Genomic DNA, 18,219 nt, shown 5'->3' with positions numbered 1-18,219 from the left:
AGCGAGGCGTCACGGGCAAGCCCTTCGAAGTCGGGCGGGAAACTTAGTTCAGCTTGGCGCCGGCATAGGTCTTTTCGAAGCGGCGCAGAGCGGCATTGGAGCGCTCGACGGCCTTGTCCAGTTCAGCCTGGACGTCGGCGTTTTGCATGAAGATGGCTTCGAGCGAGGTGGCGACTTCCTTGCGGATCTGCGTGAAACCGCCAAGGCGGATGCCGCGGGTATAGTCGGAAGGCGGCGTAAACGTCAGGCTTTCGATTGCCTTTTCACGGCCCTTGTAAGGTGCCTTGTCGTAGAAGCCGTTGGCCTTCATGGCGTCGAAACCGGTCTTGGTGACCGGGATGTAGCCGGTGACCGTGGACCACCACTGAACCATCTCCGGTTGGGCGATGAAGTTCAGGAATGCGGCAGCGCCCTTATATTCTGCGTCGGGGCGACCGGCCATGACCCAGAGCGAAGCGCCGCCGACGAGCGAGTTGTGGCGCTCGGTGCCTTTCCAGACCGGCAGCATGGCGACGTCCCATTTCACGCCTTCCGGCATGGTCTTGCCGACGGTGCCGTGATTGGCGATGGAGGTCATGAACATCTGGCAGGTCTGCGAGGTGAAAGCGGGCAGGATGTCCATGCCGAGCTGCTTCGTCTTGACGACAAAGAGCTTCTCGTCCTGCATCTTCTTGAAGAACTTGACGTGATCGACGAACTTCGTCTTGTTGATCGTCAGTTCGGCGTCAAGGCCCTGATAGCCGTTGCCCTTGGTGGCGATCGGCTGGTTGTGAATGGCGGAGAACTGCTCCATCAGCATCCAGGTGTCGAAGTTGAAGGCCAGCGGGCATTCGAAACCGGCAGTCTTCAGCTTCTTGGCGGCCTCTTCAACCTCTTCCCACGTGTCGGGCTTGAAGGTGATGCCGGCTTTTTCGAAGGCGTCGATATTGTAATAGAACATCGCCGTGGAAGAATTATACGGGAAGGAGTTCAGCTCGCCCGAAGCCGTCGCGTAATAATTGGCGATGCCGGGAAAATAATTGTTCCAGTCAATCTTGTAACCATTGTCGGCCATCAGCTTCTTGGCCGGAACAAAAGCGCCGGAGAGCATCAGATCGAGGGTGCCGGCATCGTAGATCTGGGTGATCGCGGGCTGCTTCTTGGCGCGGTAGGCGGCAATGGTGTTCTGCAGCGTGGCGTCGTAATCATTCTGCGAGGTGCAGACGATTTCGAATTCAGCCTGCGAATCGTTGAACTTCTTGCAGGTGTCCTGAACGCGGTCGCCGAGATCGCCGGAGAGGCCGTACCAGAATTCGAACTTGGTCTTTTCTGCGTGAGCGGCGGTGGCGCCGAAGGCGGCCGCTATGGCGACGCCGGCCACGAAAGAAGTCAGAGCGGAAGATTTCATGTGTTGAGCCCCGTTGATGGATTTGATGGCATGATCGGCAAGGACATCATGTCCACAGCACGAAGCCACGGGCTCTGCTAGCAGCCGTCTTTGACGGATGGCTTACACTTTGTTGAACGTTTTGTGATGACTGGCCGCGCAGGGGAACCTGCGCGGTAAAACAGCTGCAATAAAAGCCGTGTTTGTGTTTTTATTTTTATTTTTCATGTCGTTACGGTTTTTATATTATTTTTCTACCTGATGCTGAGTAGGGTTGTTGTGTCAACCGCGGCGTGCGGCCTCGATGGCGGCGACATCGATTTTCTTCATGTCCATCATGGCCGCAAAGGCGCGTTTGGCCTCTGCGCCGCCGGCGGCCATGGCCTCCATCAGTACGCGCGGGGTGATCTGCCAGGAGATGCCCCATTTGTCCTTGCACCAGCCACAGGCGCTTTCCTCGCCGCCATTGCCGACGATGGCGTTCCAGTAGCGGTCGGTTTCTTCCTGATCTTCAGTCGATATCTGAAACGAGAAGGCCTCGCTCTGTTTGAAGGCCGGTCCGCCGTTGAGCCCAATGCAGGCGACGCCGGCAACGGTGAACTGCACCATTAACACATCACCTTCCTTGCCGGAGGGATAGTCGCTCGGTGCCCGGTAGACGTTGCTGACAACGCTGTCAGGGAATGTGCTGGCGTAAAATCTGGCGGCGGCCTCGGCATCCCTGTCGTACCAGATACAGATCATGTTCTTCTTCATTGCATGTTCCTCCCAGATTGGAATCGGATTTTCGCCCTGCCGCAGAGCGGCAGGAAAATCGGCCGGACCTTGCCGGCTCCCCATCGGGCATAGAATGCAGCTGCCGGGCGAACGTTCCGGAAAGGTCGGCCAACCGCGCAATTTTTCGGGGATGCAGGCTGGGTCATGACGGCGACGCTGGCCCGCAGTCCTCGTCACAGCCAGCGCCGGACCCTGCGCCGATAGGCATCATAGGCGGGGCCGAGTTCCTTGCTCAGCACCCGTTCCTCGATCCTCACCTGCAGCATCACGGCGATGATGAGAGCAATGGCGACTGCAAATTGCAGAACCGTCGTGAAAACCAGCACCAGCCCTGCAAACAGCACGATCTGCCCGACGAAGACCGGGTTTCTGGAAAGGCCGAACGGGCCGGTATCCACGATGGCGCCGAGGTGGCCTTCGGCCGCGCCGATGCGCCATGACCTGCCCATGTAGTGCTGCGCGTAAAGTGCGATCACGCCGCCCGCCAGCACCATCACCACGCCGGCGATACGGATTGCAAGGCCAGGCTCGCAACGGTTCAGAAGAAAGCCGGATTGCTGCGGCCCCAGCCACAGGCTGACAAGCGGCAGAATGGCACCGAGAAGAAAAGCGAGACGGAAAAGCATGGCGGGAAGGGTCTGGCGCTCGCGGCCCTTTGCAAAAAGCCAGACCGGTTCCCCTGTTTGTTTCGCCAGCCGCGCTGTCAGAAACAGAAATCCGGCCACATATGCCCAGACGGCGAGCGTCGCAATAATATCGATCATATTTCCCCCAAAGACGATGGCGAGCCTCGCCGTCCCGATGTCAGGGGCAGCGTTTTTCGACTCGCTCAGGGCCGGGAATATAAATGCAAATATGTATCAATTTGACTTCATCCGCGGGCCGTGAAGTTTTTCGTCGGGCCTCTTTCGATGAGGTGGCAGGTTTGCTTGGCGAGCACCAAATTATTATTAAGTATTATTTAATTATGAAACAACATTATTGGTAGATAATTTCCAGTGGAAACCATTTAGATGCCATCGGAGGATCGCACGTGAGTTTTCTTGATCGTGGTGCAAATGCTTTTGCGGTTCTGGCCGCACTTTCCAAATCTCAAGCTATTATAGAGTTCGACCTGTCGGGAAAGATTCTCACTGCCAACGAGAATTTCTGCCGTGCGCTCGGTTATGATCTCGCGGAAATCGTCGGCAGGCATCACAGCATGTTTGTCGAGCCCGCCGTCGTATCTTCGCAGGACTACAAGGCCTTCTGGGCAAAGCTTGCGGCGGGCGAGTTCGACCAGCGGCAATATAAGCGCATCGGCAAGGGAGGCAGGGAAATCTGGATCGAGGCCTCCTATAATCCGGTGTTTCGTCGCGGCAAGCCGGTGAAAGTGGTCAAGATCGCCACCGATATTACCGCGCGCGAGCTGATGGCGGCGGAAGATGCCGGCAAGATCGACGCCCTGTCGCGGGCGCAGGCCATCATCGAATTCTCGCCGGATGGCGAGGTGCTGACGGCCAATGAGAATTTTCTGGCAGCGCTCGGCTATTCGCTGGCCGAAGTCCAGGGCAGGCATCATTCAATGTTCTGCGAGCTGGCCTACACGAAATCCGCCGACTATGCGCAATTCTGGAAAAGGCTTGCCGGCGGCGATCTCGTGGCGGATGAATTCATGCGGCTTGGCAAGGGTGGCCGCAGGGTTTTCATTCAGGCCTCCTATAATCCGATCTTCGATTTGAACGGCAGGGTGTTCAAGGTCGTCAAATTCGCGACCGACGTGACCGGCCGGGTGGAAAATGTCGAAAAGCTCGCGCAGTCCCTGACAGAACTGGCCGAGGGCGATCTTTCACAAAGCATCGACAAACCTTTCATCCCTTCGCTCGAACGATTGCGGACGGATTTCAACGCCGCCTCGGAAAAGCTGAAAAAGGCCATGACGCTGGTGTCGGAGAATGCCGGCGCCATTTCTTCCGGCTCGAATGAAATACGCTCGGCGGCCGATGATCTTGCCAGACGCACGGAACAGCAGGCAGCCTCGATCGAGGAAACGGCCGCCGCCCTTGAAGAGATCACCACTGCCGTCAACGATTCCAGCCGGCGGGCGGAAGAGGCCGGAAAGATTGTCGCCCGCGCCCGCGACCATGCCGAGCATTCGGGTCAGGTGGTGCGCGATGCGATCGGCGCGATGGACCAGATCGAGAAATCATCACGGGAAATATCCAATATCATCGGCGTGATCGATGAAATTGCCTTCCAGACCAATCTTCTGGCGCTGAATGCGGGTGTGGAAGCCGCACGCGCCGGTGAGGCGGGCAAGGGGTTTGCGGTGGTGGCGCAGGAGGTCCGTGAGCTCGCGCAACGCTCGGCGACAGCTGCCAAGGAAATCAAGAGCCTCATCAATGCATCCGGCGCGCAGGTGGAAAACGGCGTCGGCCTCGTCACCAGAGCGGGGTCCGCCCTGCAGGAAATCGCGGCGCAGGTGCGCGATATCAACACCAATGTCGTGGCGATTGTCGATGCCGCACGCGAACAGTCCACCGCACTTGCCGAAATCAACCAGGCGGTCAACACCGTCGATCAGGGAACGCAGCAGAATGCCGCGATGGTGGAGGAGCAGACCGCGGCGAGCCACAGCCTCGCGCGGGAAGCGGCGGCCCTGTTCGAACTTCTCGGGCAGTTCCGCTTCGATGACGCGCCGCGATCGACATCGTCTTTACGGCGAAGCCCGCAGGAAACCGCGCCGGCCAGTGCCCGCCGTCCCGCATCCCGCCCGCTTGCGTCACGCGGTTCCGCCGCCGTCGCTGTCGATCGTGAAGAGTGGCAGGACTTCTAGAGCACTTCGCGTGCGTGCGCTTTCCGGTCCAGGCTTCCTCATTCCCGTGACAGGCACGGGAATGAGGCCCGACCGAAACTTCCATTGAAGAACAGCCAAAGGTCTGGGCATATCGTTGCGATTGGCTGATAATCGCTACATCGCGTTCGGAATTTTCGGGGACCTTCGCTTGGCAGGGATATCGACAAGCCGCCTGGCTCTTGCCTTCTGTATGCTGGCCGTCACCTCCGGCCCGACTGGTGCCGTGGAGCCGGCAAAGGAAAAAACAACCTGCGCCTACAGCCATGATGTCGCGCCGGAACTGTGCATCCGCGTCGGCAGCTACAATAATGATCTGTGCCATGCCATTGAGGTACTGGCCGGGCGTCATGCCGTTCCGCCGGATTATTTCGCGCGGCTGATCTGGCGGGAAAGCCTGTTCCGGGCCGATGCGGTAAGCCCTAAGGGCGCCGAGGGCATCGCGCAATTCATGCCGGGAACGGCAAGGCTGCGCGGCCTTCAGGACAGTTTCAACATCATCGCCGCGCTTGAGGCATCCTCGCGTTATCTGTCGGAGCTGAACACGCAATTCGGCAATTTTGGTCTCGCGGCGGCGGCCTATAATGCGGGCGAGGCGGGATTGCGGACATTCATCGCCACCGGCCGCCTGCCGGTGGAAACCCGGGATTATGTGTTTGCGATTACCGGATACCCCGTGGAAAGCTGGAAGGACAATCCGCCGGAAAAGGCGGCCCCGGTGCTGGATGACAACAGGTCCTTCATCGATGCCTGCCTGAAGCTGGCCGATACCCGCACCATGAACGATCCCGTCCTGATCTCCTCGGCGGACTGGGCGCCCTGGGGCGTGCAGCTTGCCGCGCATTATAACCCGGCGGTGGCAAACCGGCTTTTCACCCGCGCGATAGGCCAGCTGGCAGAGCCGCTTAACGCTGAACGAGCCTTGATCGTGCGCCAACGCGGCGGGAATTTCGGTTCGCGCCCGCGTTATGCCGCCCGCATCGGCCGCGAAACACGTGGCGAAGCCAATCAGCTTTGCGGTGCAATCCGGCAGGCCGGCGTTCCCTGCACCGTGTTTCGCAACAGGTAGGCGACTGTCATTTTAAGCCGATCATAACAAGTTGATCGGCATTTCGTTTGCGCCTCCTTCCAGCGGCAAACCATCGACCCTAGATTCGCGCCCGGGCCATAGTCGCGTCTTGTGCGACCACAGGCATTTTACGAGGGGAAGCATTAAAAATGAGATGGCTTGAAACCGGATGCCTTACGGCTGCGCTGGCAATCGTCAGCGCCTGCTCCACCACCGGGCAGACGGAGATTTCCCGCACCGTCGCAGGCTTTGTGGGACAGCCGCGCGACGCCGCCATCGCCAGACTTGGCCGTCCGAACAAGGTCATCATCGAAAATGGCGCAACCGAATCCTATTGGCTGAAGGTCGACGTCGAGACCTATGCCGGCCTCAGCAACAGGCGCGAATATAAAACCGTCAATGGCCAGGCGCAGATATCGGAAACCGAGGGCATGAAGATCAAGGAGCACCGCCGTGACTGTATCATCAAGATCACTGCGGACGCCGCCTCCACCATCAGGACGAGCGAGATCATCGGTAATCCGGCCAGTTGCGAAAATATTTTAAATCGCCCGGCCTCCTGAACCGCGCTCCGGGGGCGGAACGCGGCTCAGGAGGTTGCAAGGGGGCTCAGAAGCGATAGTTCAGCCCGACCTTGATGGCATGCATGTTCAGCGAATTCGAGGCGTTGCGGCCGTTTGTTATTCCCGAAGTGCCGGCGTGGTCGACATATTCGTAAACCGGCGATTCATAGGGAGCGCAAACTTCCGGATAGATGGCGCAAAGCCAGGCCATATTGGGATCATTGGCCAAACCGGGGTCGATCATCTCGGTGCCGGTCTGCTCGCTGGTCTGGTAGTCCTTGCCGGTGCCGGCGCGGGCATTCTTGAACTTGAACGATTTGGCGCGGAAATGGCTGTAGCTGTAATCCGCCCTGATCGACCAGTTTTCATTCAGGGCATATTCCGCGCCAAGCCCGATGGTGAAGCCGGTTCGCGTGCCCGAAGCCTTCTCGACGAAGAATGCCGTTGTTTCCGAACCCATGGGGTTGGTAGCGCTCGCGCTGTCTGAGACATACTGGTCGCGCCATTGGGTTTCCCGGGCAAGCGCCAGACCGGCGGTCGAATAAACCAGCAGCCTGTCATTGACGGCATATCCGAGTTTTGCCCGCAACCCGGCAGTCCAGTCGATGTCGTAGCTGGTGGTTGCGTCCACATGCCCGTTTTTCGCCAGTGTGGCATCCGTGGAGGCGAACTTCTCGATGCCGCGAAGATAGGTTTTGGTGTAATCGGCCTCGACGCCGACGACGAAGCCGTTTTCGAGCTGCCGGTCATAACCCGCATGCAGCCCGAATGCACCGCCGCGCATGTTGAAATCGGCAGATTCCCGCGCGGCTGCATCGCTGAACGTTCCATCCAGCGAGGTCGTATTTCCTGCAATATTCAGGAAATCGCCGCCCGCATGAGCACCCACATTAAAGCCGGTCCAGTCGCGAACGAAGGCGCTGTCCGTCGGGCTGCTGAAGGGGGAGAGGCCCGGCAGGGCTTCACCACCGCCAATGGTTGCCGTGAGGCTGGCATAGATCGTCCGGCCCGGGCCCGGCTGCGTGACAAGGCCGAGAGGATCGACATAGAAACGATCGAACAGGTTTTCCACGCGCAGGCTCGCGGTCATGTTGTCGTTGATCTTGTATTCGGTAAACAGGTCGACCAGCGTATAGGGTTCCCAGTCCACGAGAGCGATGAATTCGGAGGCGCCCTGCGCCGTGACATCGCCGTGACCGATGGCGCGCGGCCCGACATAGGAGATGCGGCCGCCGACCGTCAGCCGGTCCTCGAGGAATTTCTGCGAGAGCGTCAGGTCCACGGTATATTCCGGTTGAACATGGTTGGTCGCATAGTCGCCGTAGAGGGACTTGCTGTCGCAGGTCTGTGTCGTGCGGCAATATTCGACATTCAGGAAATAATTGGCCGAAAGGTCCGCCGAAAAGCCGCCATTGGTATAACGGCCGGAGAGTTCGAGACCTGAAAATTTCGCCCGGGGAATGTTGCCGATATTGAGGGTCAGCACCGGTTCGGTCACCACGGTGCGCGAGATGTAATTCTTCACGTCCCAATTGAAATAACCGAACTTGATCATGGCGGTGTCGTCGTCAGACAGAATGCCGTCGCGAATGATGTTGGTGCCGATTTCCCAGTTGCTGGATCGCTCCGGCTGGACGCCGGCATTGGCGATCACGCTGTTGAAGGCGGAGACGGATTCGATGATGGATGGCGATCTGAGCGTATTCGAATAGTTGGCGTAGAACTGCGTATTGTCGAACGGTTCCACCGTCACGCCGGCAGACGGGCTGAAACCCCCGTCATCCACCGTCAGGCCGATGGGTTTGCCCTGGGCCTGATATTTTTCGTAGGGGTCAAATCGATCCTTTAGCCAATAATGCGAGTATCGCAGGCCGCCATTGAGGGTCAGCCAGTCAACGGGCTTATAGGCCGCCTTGGCGAAAGCGGCACCTTCATGACGAATGGCATCGCGCGGCGTTAGCCAACCCTCGAGAACAGCGGCGTGCTCGCTGCCATTGGTGTCCTCGGCCCGGTAGGAAATGCCGTAGTTCAGATCGAGGTCACCGTAATCCGAGCTGAATTGCGAGCGGTTGGTAATTTCCGCGCCCCACATATTGGTGTCCGTGCCGACCCGGAAACCGGATGGCAGGCCGATTTTTTCGGGCGTCAGTCCTCGCCCTCCGCGCACGGGATTTCGGACTTCGAGATGGTTGAAGTAGAAATTCGACTTGACGTCGATGAGATCATTATCCTCGGGGTTCCAGTTGTATCTCGCCGTGAACGTGTCGAGGCTGGTGCTGACCGTCTGCTCCTGTTGCTGCGCCTGTCCGGTATTCGAGGTCAGCCGCGAGGCAAGCCGGTCCCCGGCCTCGCTTCTATATCCCATATAACCGATCTGGAATGTCTGGTCGTCCGAAAGGCGCGCGGTCGCTTTTGCCAGAAGAGACTGCGTTTCCAGCTCGGTGTTGAGGACTTCCTCACCCCCGCGATAGTTGACCAGGCCTTCATTGATCATCGTGTTGGGAAGAATGCCGCCCCAATATTTGGTGTTGCCAATGTTTTTCGGAGAGGCGACGGGGCCGTGGCTGCCGGCGTGATAATTGCCCTGGCGACGATGCGCGTAACCCGCAACGACATCGATGTCCTCGCCCTTATAGGCGCCGATCACACTGCCCGAGCCGGTCGTTGGCTTGAGGAAGGCGGGGCGATCCATGCCGTCGGCAGATGGTGTCGCGGTGCCCACGCCGGACTGATAGCTGTAGCCGCCCAGCGCGCCATCCTTCGGGCTTGAAGAATTGGTGCCAAAACCGCCTTTGACCTTGAGGCCCCATTTCTCGCCGTCCTTGACGATGTCATCGGCACTGACCGTCCTCATCGCGACCGAGCCGGCATTGCCGAAGGAAGCGGCGTCTGCCCCCTTGGTAATGTCGACGCCGGCGATGAAATCCGGATCGACATAGGTGCGGTTCGAGACGCCCTGATAGCCCTGATAGACCGTCACGGAATTCTCGGCGCCGTCTATCGTCGTGGCGACGCGGCCCATTCCCTGCATGCCGCGAATATTGACATCGATGGCGCCCGCGCCGTTGCGCGCCTCGCCGGACATGACGCCCGCCGTGCCTCGGAACATGTCGGCCGGGCTGGAACCGCGAAGGCGGTCGATGTCCTCGCCCGAAATGTAGGCCGTGGGGGCGTCGGTTCCGTAGGGCGCGTCGGGACTGCCGTATCGCCCGCTTTTGCCGGTGACGGTGATTGTCTCCAGCGCGACTGTACCATCCGCTGCGGTCGCTTGCGGCGCCTGTGAGGCGTTGGAGACCGTCACGCGATCGGGCGCAGTGAAGCGAAAATTCAGGCCGGTGCCGTCCAGAAGCTTGCCGAGCGCCTCGCGCGGTTGAAGGGCGCCCGCCGCGCCGGAAGTTTTCAGCCCCTTTGTCAAAGACGCATCGTAGAAAATCTGTATGCCGCTTGCCGCACCAAATCGCGTCAGCGCCACGTCAAGCGATCCCGCGGGAATGGAGAACTGGCGCAGCTCCTGCGCGTGAACCTGGGTGTGAGCGTAAAACGAGACGGAGCACGCCAGCGATGCGCAGAATGCCGCCAGCCTCAAACGCCCTGCGCGACTACCGGATTTTTGTCCCGTCGCCAATAAATTCATCCCCGTAACCCCTTCAGTTTCGCCGCATCACTGCGGCCTCTGATAGGAAGGACGACCGAGACGCAGAAACCCGAAAAGATTTCTGGAGTTTTTTGGTAATATTTTTTGGGTCGAACAATATCGTGGCGGGGTAAGGGTGTGGACAGGGGTCAGACGAGGAGCAGTATTCCGCCGGCACCGATTGCCCGCAGATGCAACGTTTCCTCAAGATGGGCGATAATATCCTGTGGCCGGTTGAGCTGGAAAACGCCCGAGACGTGCAGGGACCGCAGGCTTTCGCGCGTGATGATGATCCTGCCACGCCGGTGCCGGTTCAGACTTGCGACAATGTCTTCAAGGGGGCGGTTGTTGAAAACCAGCAGGCCTTCGCGCCAGGCGGAGGCGGTTTCAAGGTCGATTGCGGATTTTTCCTTGAGGCCGGAACGTCCGTAAGTGATGGCCTCGCCGGGAAGGAGCTGGACATTGCCGAGACAGTGCACGGCAAGCGGGCCGGACAGGCATTCCACCGTCACGCCGCTGGCGTTGTGTGTCACGCTGAACGAGCCGCCGGAGGCTTCGACATAACCGGCGCCGGCATTCACGACAAATGGCATGTCGGATGCCTGCTTGACCGTGAAGACCGCAGCACCCGCCGTCAGATCGAACCGCCGTTCACCGTCGAGAGACAGCGCCGTGCCGCCATCCAGAAAGGCGGTCGATCCGTCCGGCAGGTTCACATTTCGCAGCTCGCCGACCCCCGTTGAAAAATCCGCAAGCATTGAACCTATGGAGGGCATGTAACCGAGTTGCGGCAGCGCCACGGCGACGCCGGCAAAACCGGCTGCAAGGCTGCCGCCAATCATGAAAGACCGTCTGGAGACGAGGTTTGCACGTGTTCGCGTGTCGGCCTGCAAGGCCGGGCCGAGATTGCGCCAGAGCGCCGATGCCTCGATGAAGGCGCGTTCGTGCTCGGCGCTGAGATTGCGCCAATGGCTGAGCGCTTCCGTATCCTCGACCGTAGCCGCGCCGGAGTGCAGCCTGACGATAAAGGACGTGGCCTTTTTTCTGAGCGCATCGGATCCGTCGTTCAACACTCAACCCCTATCAAAAAGTCCATCCGGGCACGGGAATTTCACATGAACCTCACTAGCTCTAACGATTGAAAACCGGAAATCCGAAAATTATCTACGCCGCTCATGGCCCATTTTCTCCATGCAGTAATTGATCGCCCGGTTGATTTCCATTTCCACCGTGCGGGTCGAGACATGAAATTCCTCCGCGATCTCGGCATAGGGGCGAAACTCCAGCCGCGCCGCGACGAGCATTTTTCGCTGCCGATCCGGCAATTCGCCGATGACCCGCATGAGTTCCCGGATCTGGTCGCGATCTATCACCTGTTGGTCCGGTCCTGGACGTTCATCGCGAATTGAAAGCGCATCCTCGATCTGTTCGGTCGTCGCGCGGTGCTTGCGACCGCGCCCATGATCGATGGCAAGTGACCTTGCAATCCGCTTGAGATAGGGAACGGGGGCCTCGGAGGCATTGGAACTGTTCCTCGCCAGCTTGATCCAGGCTTCATGGGCAAGATCCTCGGCATCTTCCCGGGAACCCGTCATCCGCGTCAGATATCGCTTGATGTCCGACTGCGTTTTCAGGAATGCCGAGAGGAATTTGTCGTCGCGTTGCGTCATGACCGACCTGGGGATTGCGTTTGAGGCGATACCCCGCGCAGCGACTTATTTCAATACTTAACTGAAATAATCATGTTAAAATGGTTCTCTTCGCGACAGCCCCCTCGCAATGGTCCTCTGGCGGATGCCACCCGGTTTCTGTGGATGACGGTAACCGCTGTTGTGACGTTAAGCCTCTGCGCATATGCTGGACTACTCAATCTCGATTTCCGGCCAAGACGGACAGGAGCACGATGACCTCCCAGTTGGATTTTTTTGCCCCCGCGGCGGCGCGGCTTGCCCAGGCCGAACGTGGGCGAAAAAAAGCGGGTGGTGGCGAAACAACGCAGAAGGCGGTTGCTGACGACGAGGCGCTTGCCGCTCATCTCGAATCCACCGGCAATTACCGCATCCTGCGCAGGCTTCAGCCTCGTGCCGTCGTCGAGCGACCGAAACCCGGATTCCCCCGTCGGGGAATTATCCTCGATACGGAAACAACGGGCCTCGACCATCGAGCCGACGAGATCATAGAAATAGGTGTCATCGCTTTCACATTCGACGATCAGGGTATGATTGGCGATGTCACCGGTATCTATGGCGGCCTGCGCCAGCCCGGCATTGCCATTCCCGAAGAGATCACGCGCCTGACGGGTATTACCGATGAAATGGTCGCGGGACAGGCGATAGACATCGAACGGTTGACGTCCCTTGTCGCCGATGCCGATCTCATCATTGCCCACAATGCCGGCTTCGACCGTCCCTTTTGCGAGAGCTTCTCGCCGATCTTCCGGGACAAGGCCTGGGCCTGTTCCGTAAAGGAGATAGACTGGCGGGCACGGGGCTTTGAAGGCAACAAGCTTGGTTATCTGATCGGCCAATCCGGCTATTTCCACGATGGCCACCGCGCTGTCGATGATTGTTTCGCGCTGCTGGAGGTGCTGGAACAGGAGCGTCCCGGCCAGACAGGAACGCCCTTTGCCGAACTCCACGAGGCAAGCCGGCTGTCAAGGGTCCGCATCTACGCGGAAAACAGCCCGTTCGAGATGAAGGATCATCTGAAAAAACGCGGCTACCGCTGGTCGGACGGGTCGGATGGCCGGCCGAAATCCTGGTGGGTGGAGCTGCCGGAGGAAAAGCTCGAGGAAGAGCTGCATTTCCTCCGGACCGAAATCTACCGCTGGGACGCCGATCCCATGGTGAAGCGCCTCACGGCGTTCGACCGGTTCAAGGCCGGTTAGGCTTTTTTCAGTGCGTCGAGGAACAGACGCTCGAACGCCTGCGCATCCACCCCGGTGACGATTGTGGCGTTGGTTGCACGTCCGGCGAGATGCCGCTCGTTTATGGCGGCGATCACCTGTCCCGCTGCCGGGCCGCTGTCGGTGTAGATGGAGACATGGCCGGAAACGGTTTCGAAAATCTCGGGCGCCAGCATCCATGCGATGGCGCTCGGATCGTGCAGGCATGGATCCTTGGCGCCGTAATTGATCAGGAGATGGGCGGCTTCTTTCGCCGCCGGTGTTCCAATGGCTATGGCTTTGGCGATCATACTCTCGGAAACGACGGCCTGGCGGGTAACGTCGAGGCCGAGCATGGTGATCGGAATGCCGCTGTCGAAGACGATGGAAGCGGCATGGGGGTCGACTGCAAAATTGAATTCCGCAAGCGGCGTTGTATTGCCCGGGCAGAAAGCCGCGCCGCCCATGATGGTGATCGCGCTGACGAATTCCGGCAATTGCGGATCGAGGAGAAGTGCCAGGGCAATATTGGTCAGCGGGCCGGTGGCGCAGATATGCAGCTTGCCTTCCGCGCACGCAATCCTCGAGATCTCTGTCGCCGCATGGCCGTCGCTCAAGGGCATGGTCGGTGCGGGCAGCGTGCTGCCGGCAAGCCCATCCTGACCATGCATGATCGAAACCCTGCCTCTGGAAGCCATGATGGGGCGTGCCGCGCCGGCATGGACCGGAATGTCCTGCCGCCCGGCAAGTTCCAGAATGCGCCGGGCATTGTTCAGCACGGGCTCGAGGCCGACATTGCCGGCAACGCAGGTGACGCCGATCATCTCCAGCGCATCGCGTCGGCCGAGCGCGAAAAGCATCGCCAGCGCATCATCGGCACCCGGATCGCAATCGTAGAGAAAACGCAGAGGAGCCATGGGTATCAATCCTTATCGCTGAGGAAACGTGCGGATTCAGGCGACCAGCCGAAGCGGATGGTCGTTCCCACCTCGACGTCGCCCTTCTGGGCAGGTGCCCTTGCGATGATCTCCTGTTCACCTGCATCGATGATGACACGCAGTTCGGAGCCGCCATAAACGGTTTCGCGGACGCGTCCTTCACAAAATCCTTCGCCGAGCGTGATGGCTTCGGGTCGCACGACAATCGCGCCCTTCGTACCCTCGGGAGGCGTGTTGCCGGGAATGGGCAACATCCCGATCGCGGTTTGCAGCGCGCCATCCTTCACCGTGCCACGAATGATGGACGAGGTGCCGATAAAATCCGCGACGAACAGGTTCTGCGGCTCTTCATACATCTGGCGCGGTGTACCGAGCTGAGCGATCTTGCCGTCATTCATCAGGCAAATGCGGTCGGAAAGGGCGAGCGCTTCCTGCTGGTCGTGGGTGACGAAGATGATCGTCGCACCCGTCTCGCGATGGATGCGCTTGATTTCGATCTGCATCACCTCGCGCAGCTTGGCGTCGAGGGCGCCGAGCGGTTCGTCCATCAGGATGATGGCCGGATCGTAGACGAGGCAGCGCGCGAGCGCCACGCGCTGCTGCTGGCCGCCCGAGAGCTGCGAGGGCGAGCGGCCGGCGGCATGGGCGAGACCAACGGTCTCCAGCGCCTTCGTTACCTTGAGGTCGATTTCGGACTTCGGAAGGCTGCGCATCTTTAGTGCAAAACCGACATTCTCGGCCACGGTCATATGCGGAAACAACGCGTAATTCTGGAAGACGACGCCGATGTCACGCTTGTTGACCGGCGCGTAGGTCTGGTCCTTGCCGTCGATGACGACCGTGCCGGCGCTCGGCTCCTGCAGGCCGCAGATCAGTTGCAAAAGGGTGGTCTTGCCTGAACCGGACGGTCCGAGCAATGTCAGCAGTTCGCCTTTGCGAACTTCGAGATCGACGTGATCGAGGGCGATGGTCGCGCCATAAATCTTGGCGAGACCCTTTACCCTGAGCTTGTGTTCGGGCGTGGCGGCAGAGGTAGCTGACATGTCTGGAGAAATTCCTTTGGTCGTGAGGGGAGAGGCTGGCGCGCGCATGTCAGCGAGGCCTTGCCTTTTCGGCGATGACGAAGAGGACCGTCACCACCACCACGATGAAGACCGAGGCCGCGGCCAGGGTCGGGGAAATGCTGAGGATGATATCGTCCCACATCTGTTTCGGCAGCGTCTGCTTGACACCGGCACCGACGAACAGCGCAATCGTCAGTTCCTCGAATGAGTGAAGCAGGCCGAACAGGAATGCGGCAACCGCGCCACCCTTGACGAGCGGCAGGAGAATTAGCCGGACCTGCTGCCAGCGGTTGGCGCCCAGCGTTGCCGCGGCCTGCAGCAGACGCCAGTCGACGCTGCGGAAGGTCGTGAGCAGAATGACGAAGACGATCGGCATGGCTGAAAGCGTATGCCCAAGCACGATACCGGTATTTGTCGCGATCAGGCCGACCTTGGCGAGAACGTAGAACAGGGAAACGCCGATGACGATGTTCGGAACCACCATGGGCAGCATGAAGGAGAGAAAGATCAGCCCGCCGGCTTTCCGGTGCGAGCGCGCCAGACCATAGGCGGCAAGGCCGGAAATGATGGTGGCGATGACGCCGGTAACGATGGCGATGATGGCGGAACGGGTGGTTGCGCCCATCCACTGGTCCGATCCCATATAGGCCTGGAACCAGCGCAGCGAGAAGCTCTTCGGCGGAAATTCGAGAAATGTCGATCCGGAAAAGGCCATCGGCGGAAAGGCGAGAACGGGTACGATCAATATCGCAATCACCAGCCAGACGAAAACGGTAAACGCACCGCGTCCCAGAGGTGCCGGCAGCAGGCGGGCGATAAATTCGCTGATCGCCGCACCGCACTCGATGACGATGCCGCCGATGGCTCCGATGACGCCGCCGCGCTTTGCCACCGCACCGTGGCCGGACACGGAGGACATGCCGAAGAAGCGATCGTAAACGGCGATGGTGATCAGCGTGACCGCGAGCAGCAGCGCGGCGAGAGCGCCGGCGAGCCGCAGGTTGAAGAGCTTCTGCACCTGGGTGATCATCATCTGGCCGATGACGGTTTCATTGGGCGAGCCAAGGAGCGCCGGCGTGATGAAAAAGCCAAGCCCCATGACGAAGATCAACAGGCCTGCGGCAGCGACGCCCGGCATGGAGAGCGGTACGAAAATCCGCCAGAAGGACTGGCTGCGGCCGGCACCCATGGTCATGGCGGCCGGAACGAGGCGGCTGTCGATCGCAAGCATCGTCGGAAGCATGGTCAGGATGGCGATCGGCAGCATGGCGTGGGCCATGCCGAAGACAACGGCGCCCCGCCCGTAAAGCAGGTTGAGTTCGGTATCGAAACCCATGCCGACGAGCAATTGTGCGACGATGCCCTTGCGTGCAAGAAGCACGATCCACGCGAAATTCTTCAAGAGCGGGCTTACCCAGAAGGGCAGGAGCACAAGCCACATCGCCATGCGCCGCCGGCGTTCCTCCATGCCGGCCAGCCAGACCGCAATCGGGTAGGCGACAAGCAGGCAGACGATGGTGACCTGCGCGGCGATGGCGAAGGTGTTGGCAAGGACTTTGACATAGACGCCCGCCGAAAACATCTGGCGGTAGACGGAGAGGTCGAAGGCGCCCGTTTTCGGATCGACGAAGGATTGCCAGATCAGCGCGCCAGCCGGAAGGATCAGCAACAGCGCCATATAGGCGAGACCCGGCGTGGAAAGCCAAAGGCTGTCGAGCGTCGGGCGTCGGCTGGCAGGCGTTTGTGCGGCGGAAAGTTCAGCCATGGAGTTCTCGTTTGTTGAAATGGCCCGTTCCAGCTTGGAGCGCCATGCGCCCTTTCGGGCGCACAAAAGACGATCTAACACTTTTGATCTGCGCATCGTTACGGACAAATCGAATAGGATTTTCTGTCCGATGCGCCAGCGGAACCGGGCCACCCTCTGTCAGAAATGCAGCCCCGCCCAAAGGCGGAGCCGGGAATTCAGGTGGTCTGGCCAAAAATCAGCTGAGAATCCACTGTTCGAAGCGCTGGGTAAGATCATCCTGATGCTCCGCCCAATAGGCGGCATTGAGGATGGTCAGGCCTTTGATGTTGTCCGGAGCCGTCGGCAGGAGAACGGCCTTTTCCCCGCTCAGGTGATCATAAGCCTTCATGTTGGTGGGGCCGCAGGCAAGAAGATCGGTATAGGCGGCCTGACGTTTGGCATCGAGGCACCATTCGATGAACTTGCGGGCGAGATCGGCTTTTTCGGTATTGCCGGCGATGGTCCAGCCATCGATGTTGAACAGGCCGCCGTTCCAGACGATGCCTGCCGGTGCGCCGGCATTGATTGCCGCCTGCGCGCGGGTCGACCAGGTGGACATCATGTCCAGCTCGCCATCCTTGAGCAGCTGCGTGGCATGGGCGCCCGAGGTCCACCAGATGTTGATCTTCGACTTGATCTTGTCGAGGCTCTTGAAGGCGCGATCGACGTCGAGCGGGTAAAGCTTGTCGAGCGGAACGCCGTCGGCCAGCAGCGCCATTTCAAGCGTGGTGACAGGGCTGCGCCACAGGCCACGACGGCCTTCGAAGGCCTCGACATTCCAGAAATCGGCCCAGCTCGTCGGCACCTTCTTCATGGTGTCCTTGCGATAGCCCATGGCAAGCGCAAAGATTGCCACGCCCGCGAAATCCGGCTCAAACGTATTTGGCGTGAAGTCTTCCTTGTTCGAAACCTCGATGTTGAGCGGCAACATGTACTTGTCGCCGAGCTGGCGGATGCGCAGCACATGTTCCGGCGTCATCAGCGCGACGTCAAACAGCTTGGTGTCGGTATCGACGGCCATCTTGTATTGCGGGATGGGGTCCGGCTCATTGGTGTTGGTCTGGATCACGACGCCGGTTTCAGCGGCAAATGTGTCGTAGAATGCGACCTTAAAGCCCTCGTAGAATGCGCCGCCCATGTCGCGCACCACCAGCGTTTCACCGGCGAATGCACGCGTGCCTTTCAGAACTGTCGGCGCCGCCAGAGCAACGGCTGCAAGTCCCGTGGTTGCCTTCATGAATGTGCGGCGCGAGAAACTGTTATTCATTGTACCCTCCGTTATTGGTTTTGATCTTTATCAGCCTA

14 protein-coding genes are annotated in these 18,219 nt (G+C 59.6%); 4 read left to right on the top strand and 10 right to left on the bottom strand.

Annotation, left to right across the window (positions count from 1 at the left end):
- Positions 1-43: 43 nt before the first annotated feature.
- The 3 genes from AC1ROR_RS17745 to AC1ROR_RS17735 form a co-directional block, all read right to left on the bottom strand.
- Entirely contained in the window at positions 44-1,387 is a 1,344-nt protein-coding gene (locus AC1ROR_RS17745) for an extracellular solute-binding protein (RefSeq protein WP_080836971.1), read from the bottom strand.
- Between the two features lie 261 nt (positions 1,388-1,648).
- Positions 1,649-2,122 carry a VOC family protein gene (locus AC1ROR_RS17740; protein WP_142173936.1) on the bottom strand — a complete coding sequence of 158 codons (474 nt, stop codon included), beginning with the start codon at positions 2,120-2,122 and terminating at the stop codon, positions 1,649-1,651.
- Between the two features lie 194 nt (positions 2,123-2,316).
- Positions 2,317-2,907, bottom strand: a complete 591-nt coding sequence (locus AC1ROR_RS17735) for a methyltransferase family protein (protein ID WP_498590219.1) — start codon at positions 2,905-2,907, stop codon at positions 2,317-2,319.
- A 269-nt stretch (positions 2,908-3,176) separates the two neighbouring features.
- Here AC1ROR_RS17735 and AC1ROR_RS17730 point away from each other — a divergent pair, with 269 nt between their 5' ends.
- The 3 genes from AC1ROR_RS17730 to AC1ROR_RS17720 all read left to right on the top strand — a co-directional run bounded on the left by AC1ROR_RS17730 (position 3,177) and on the right by AC1ROR_RS17720 (position 6,608).
- Positions 3,177-4,958, top strand: a complete 1,782-nt coding sequence (locus AC1ROR_RS17730; RefSeq protein ID WP_498590218.1) for a methyl-accepting chemotaxis protein — start codon at positions 3,177-3,179, stop codon at positions 4,956-4,958.
- 193 nt (positions 4,959-5,151) lie between these two features.
- Positions 5,152-6,045, top strand: coding sequence for a transglycosylase SLT domain-containing protein (locus AC1ROR_RS17725; protein ID WP_498590275.1), 894 nt, complete (start codon positions 5,152-5,154; stop codon positions 6,043-6,045).
- Between the two features lie 149 nt (positions 6,046-6,194).
- Positions 6,195-6,608 (top strand): hypothetical protein, encoded by a 414-nt coding sequence (locus AC1ROR_RS17720; RefSeq protein WP_035225533.1) that lies wholly within the window; start codon positions 6,195-6,197, stop codon positions 6,606-6,608.
- A 46-nt stretch (positions 6,609-6,654) separates the two neighbouring features.
- On the opposite strand, the gene AC1ROR_RS17715 is transcribed toward AC1ROR_RS17720, so the two are convergent.
- From AC1ROR_RS17715 to AC1ROR_RS17705, 3 genes are all read right to left on the bottom strand, one after another.
- Positions 6,655-10,242 carry a TonB-dependent receptor domain-containing protein gene (locus AC1ROR_RS17715; RefSeq protein ID WP_498590217.1) on the bottom strand — a complete coding sequence of 1,196 codons (3,588 nt, stop codon included), beginning with the start codon at positions 10,240-10,242 and terminating at the stop codon, positions 6,655-6,657.
- A gap of 149 nt (positions 10,243-10,391) precedes the next feature.
- A complete protein-coding gene (locus tag AC1ROR_RS17710) occupies positions 10,392-11,315 on the bottom strand; it encodes a FecR family protein (protein ID WP_498590216.1) in 924 nt (307 codons plus the stop codon).
- A gap of 87 nt (positions 11,316-11,402) precedes the next feature.
- Positions 11,403-11,912, bottom strand: coding sequence for an RNA polymerase sigma factor (locus AC1ROR_RS17705; protein WP_035225527.1), 510 nt, complete (start codon positions 11,910-11,912; stop codon positions 11,403-11,405).
- A 233-nt stretch (positions 11,913-12,145) separates the two neighbouring features.
- Here AC1ROR_RS17705 and AC1ROR_RS17700 point away from each other — a divergent pair, with 233 nt between their 5' ends.
- Entirely contained in the window at positions 12,146-13,129 is a 984-nt protein-coding gene (locus AC1ROR_RS17700; RefSeq protein WP_498590215.1) for a 3'-5' exonuclease, read from the top strand.
- On the opposite strand, the gene AC1ROR_RS17695 is transcribed toward AC1ROR_RS17700, so the two are convergent.
- The 4 genes from AC1ROR_RS17695 to AC1ROR_RS17680 all read right to left on the bottom strand — a co-directional run bounded on the left by AC1ROR_RS17695 (position 13,126) and on the right by AC1ROR_RS17680 (position 18,181).
- Entirely contained in the window at positions 13,126-14,043 is a 918-nt protein-coding gene (locus tag AC1ROR_RS17695; protein WP_498590214.1) for a nucleoside hydrolase, read from the bottom strand. The genes AC1ROR_RS17700 and AC1ROR_RS17695 overlap by 4 nt on opposite strands.
- A gap of 5 nt (positions 14,044-14,048) precedes the next feature.
- Positions 14,049-15,107 (bottom strand): ABC transporter ATP-binding protein, encoded by a 1,059-nt coding sequence (locus AC1ROR_RS17690; RefSeq protein ID WP_498590213.1) that lies wholly within the window; start codon positions 15,105-15,107, stop codon positions 14,049-14,051.
- A 49-nt stretch (positions 15,108-15,156) separates the two neighbouring features.
- Positions 15,157-16,893 (bottom strand): ABC transporter permease subunit, encoded by a 1,737-nt coding sequence (locus tag AC1ROR_RS17685; protein WP_498590212.1) that lies wholly within the window; start codon positions 16,891-16,893, stop codon positions 15,157-15,159.
- A 217-nt stretch (positions 16,894-17,110) separates the two neighbouring features.
- On the bottom strand, positions 17,111-18,181 hold the full coding sequence (locus AC1ROR_RS17680; protein WP_498590211.1) for an ABC transporter substrate-binding protein: 1,071 nt from the start codon (positions 18,179-18,181) through the stop codon (positions 17,111-17,113).
- Positions 18,182-18,219: the final 38 nt, after the last annotated feature.

The sequence above is a fragment of the Agrobacterium sp. GW821-FHT14E08 genome, from assembly GCF_058803865.1.
The sequence above is the reverse complement of the archived record's forward strand: the minus strand, read 5'-3'. Positions and strand labels throughout refer to the sequence as shown.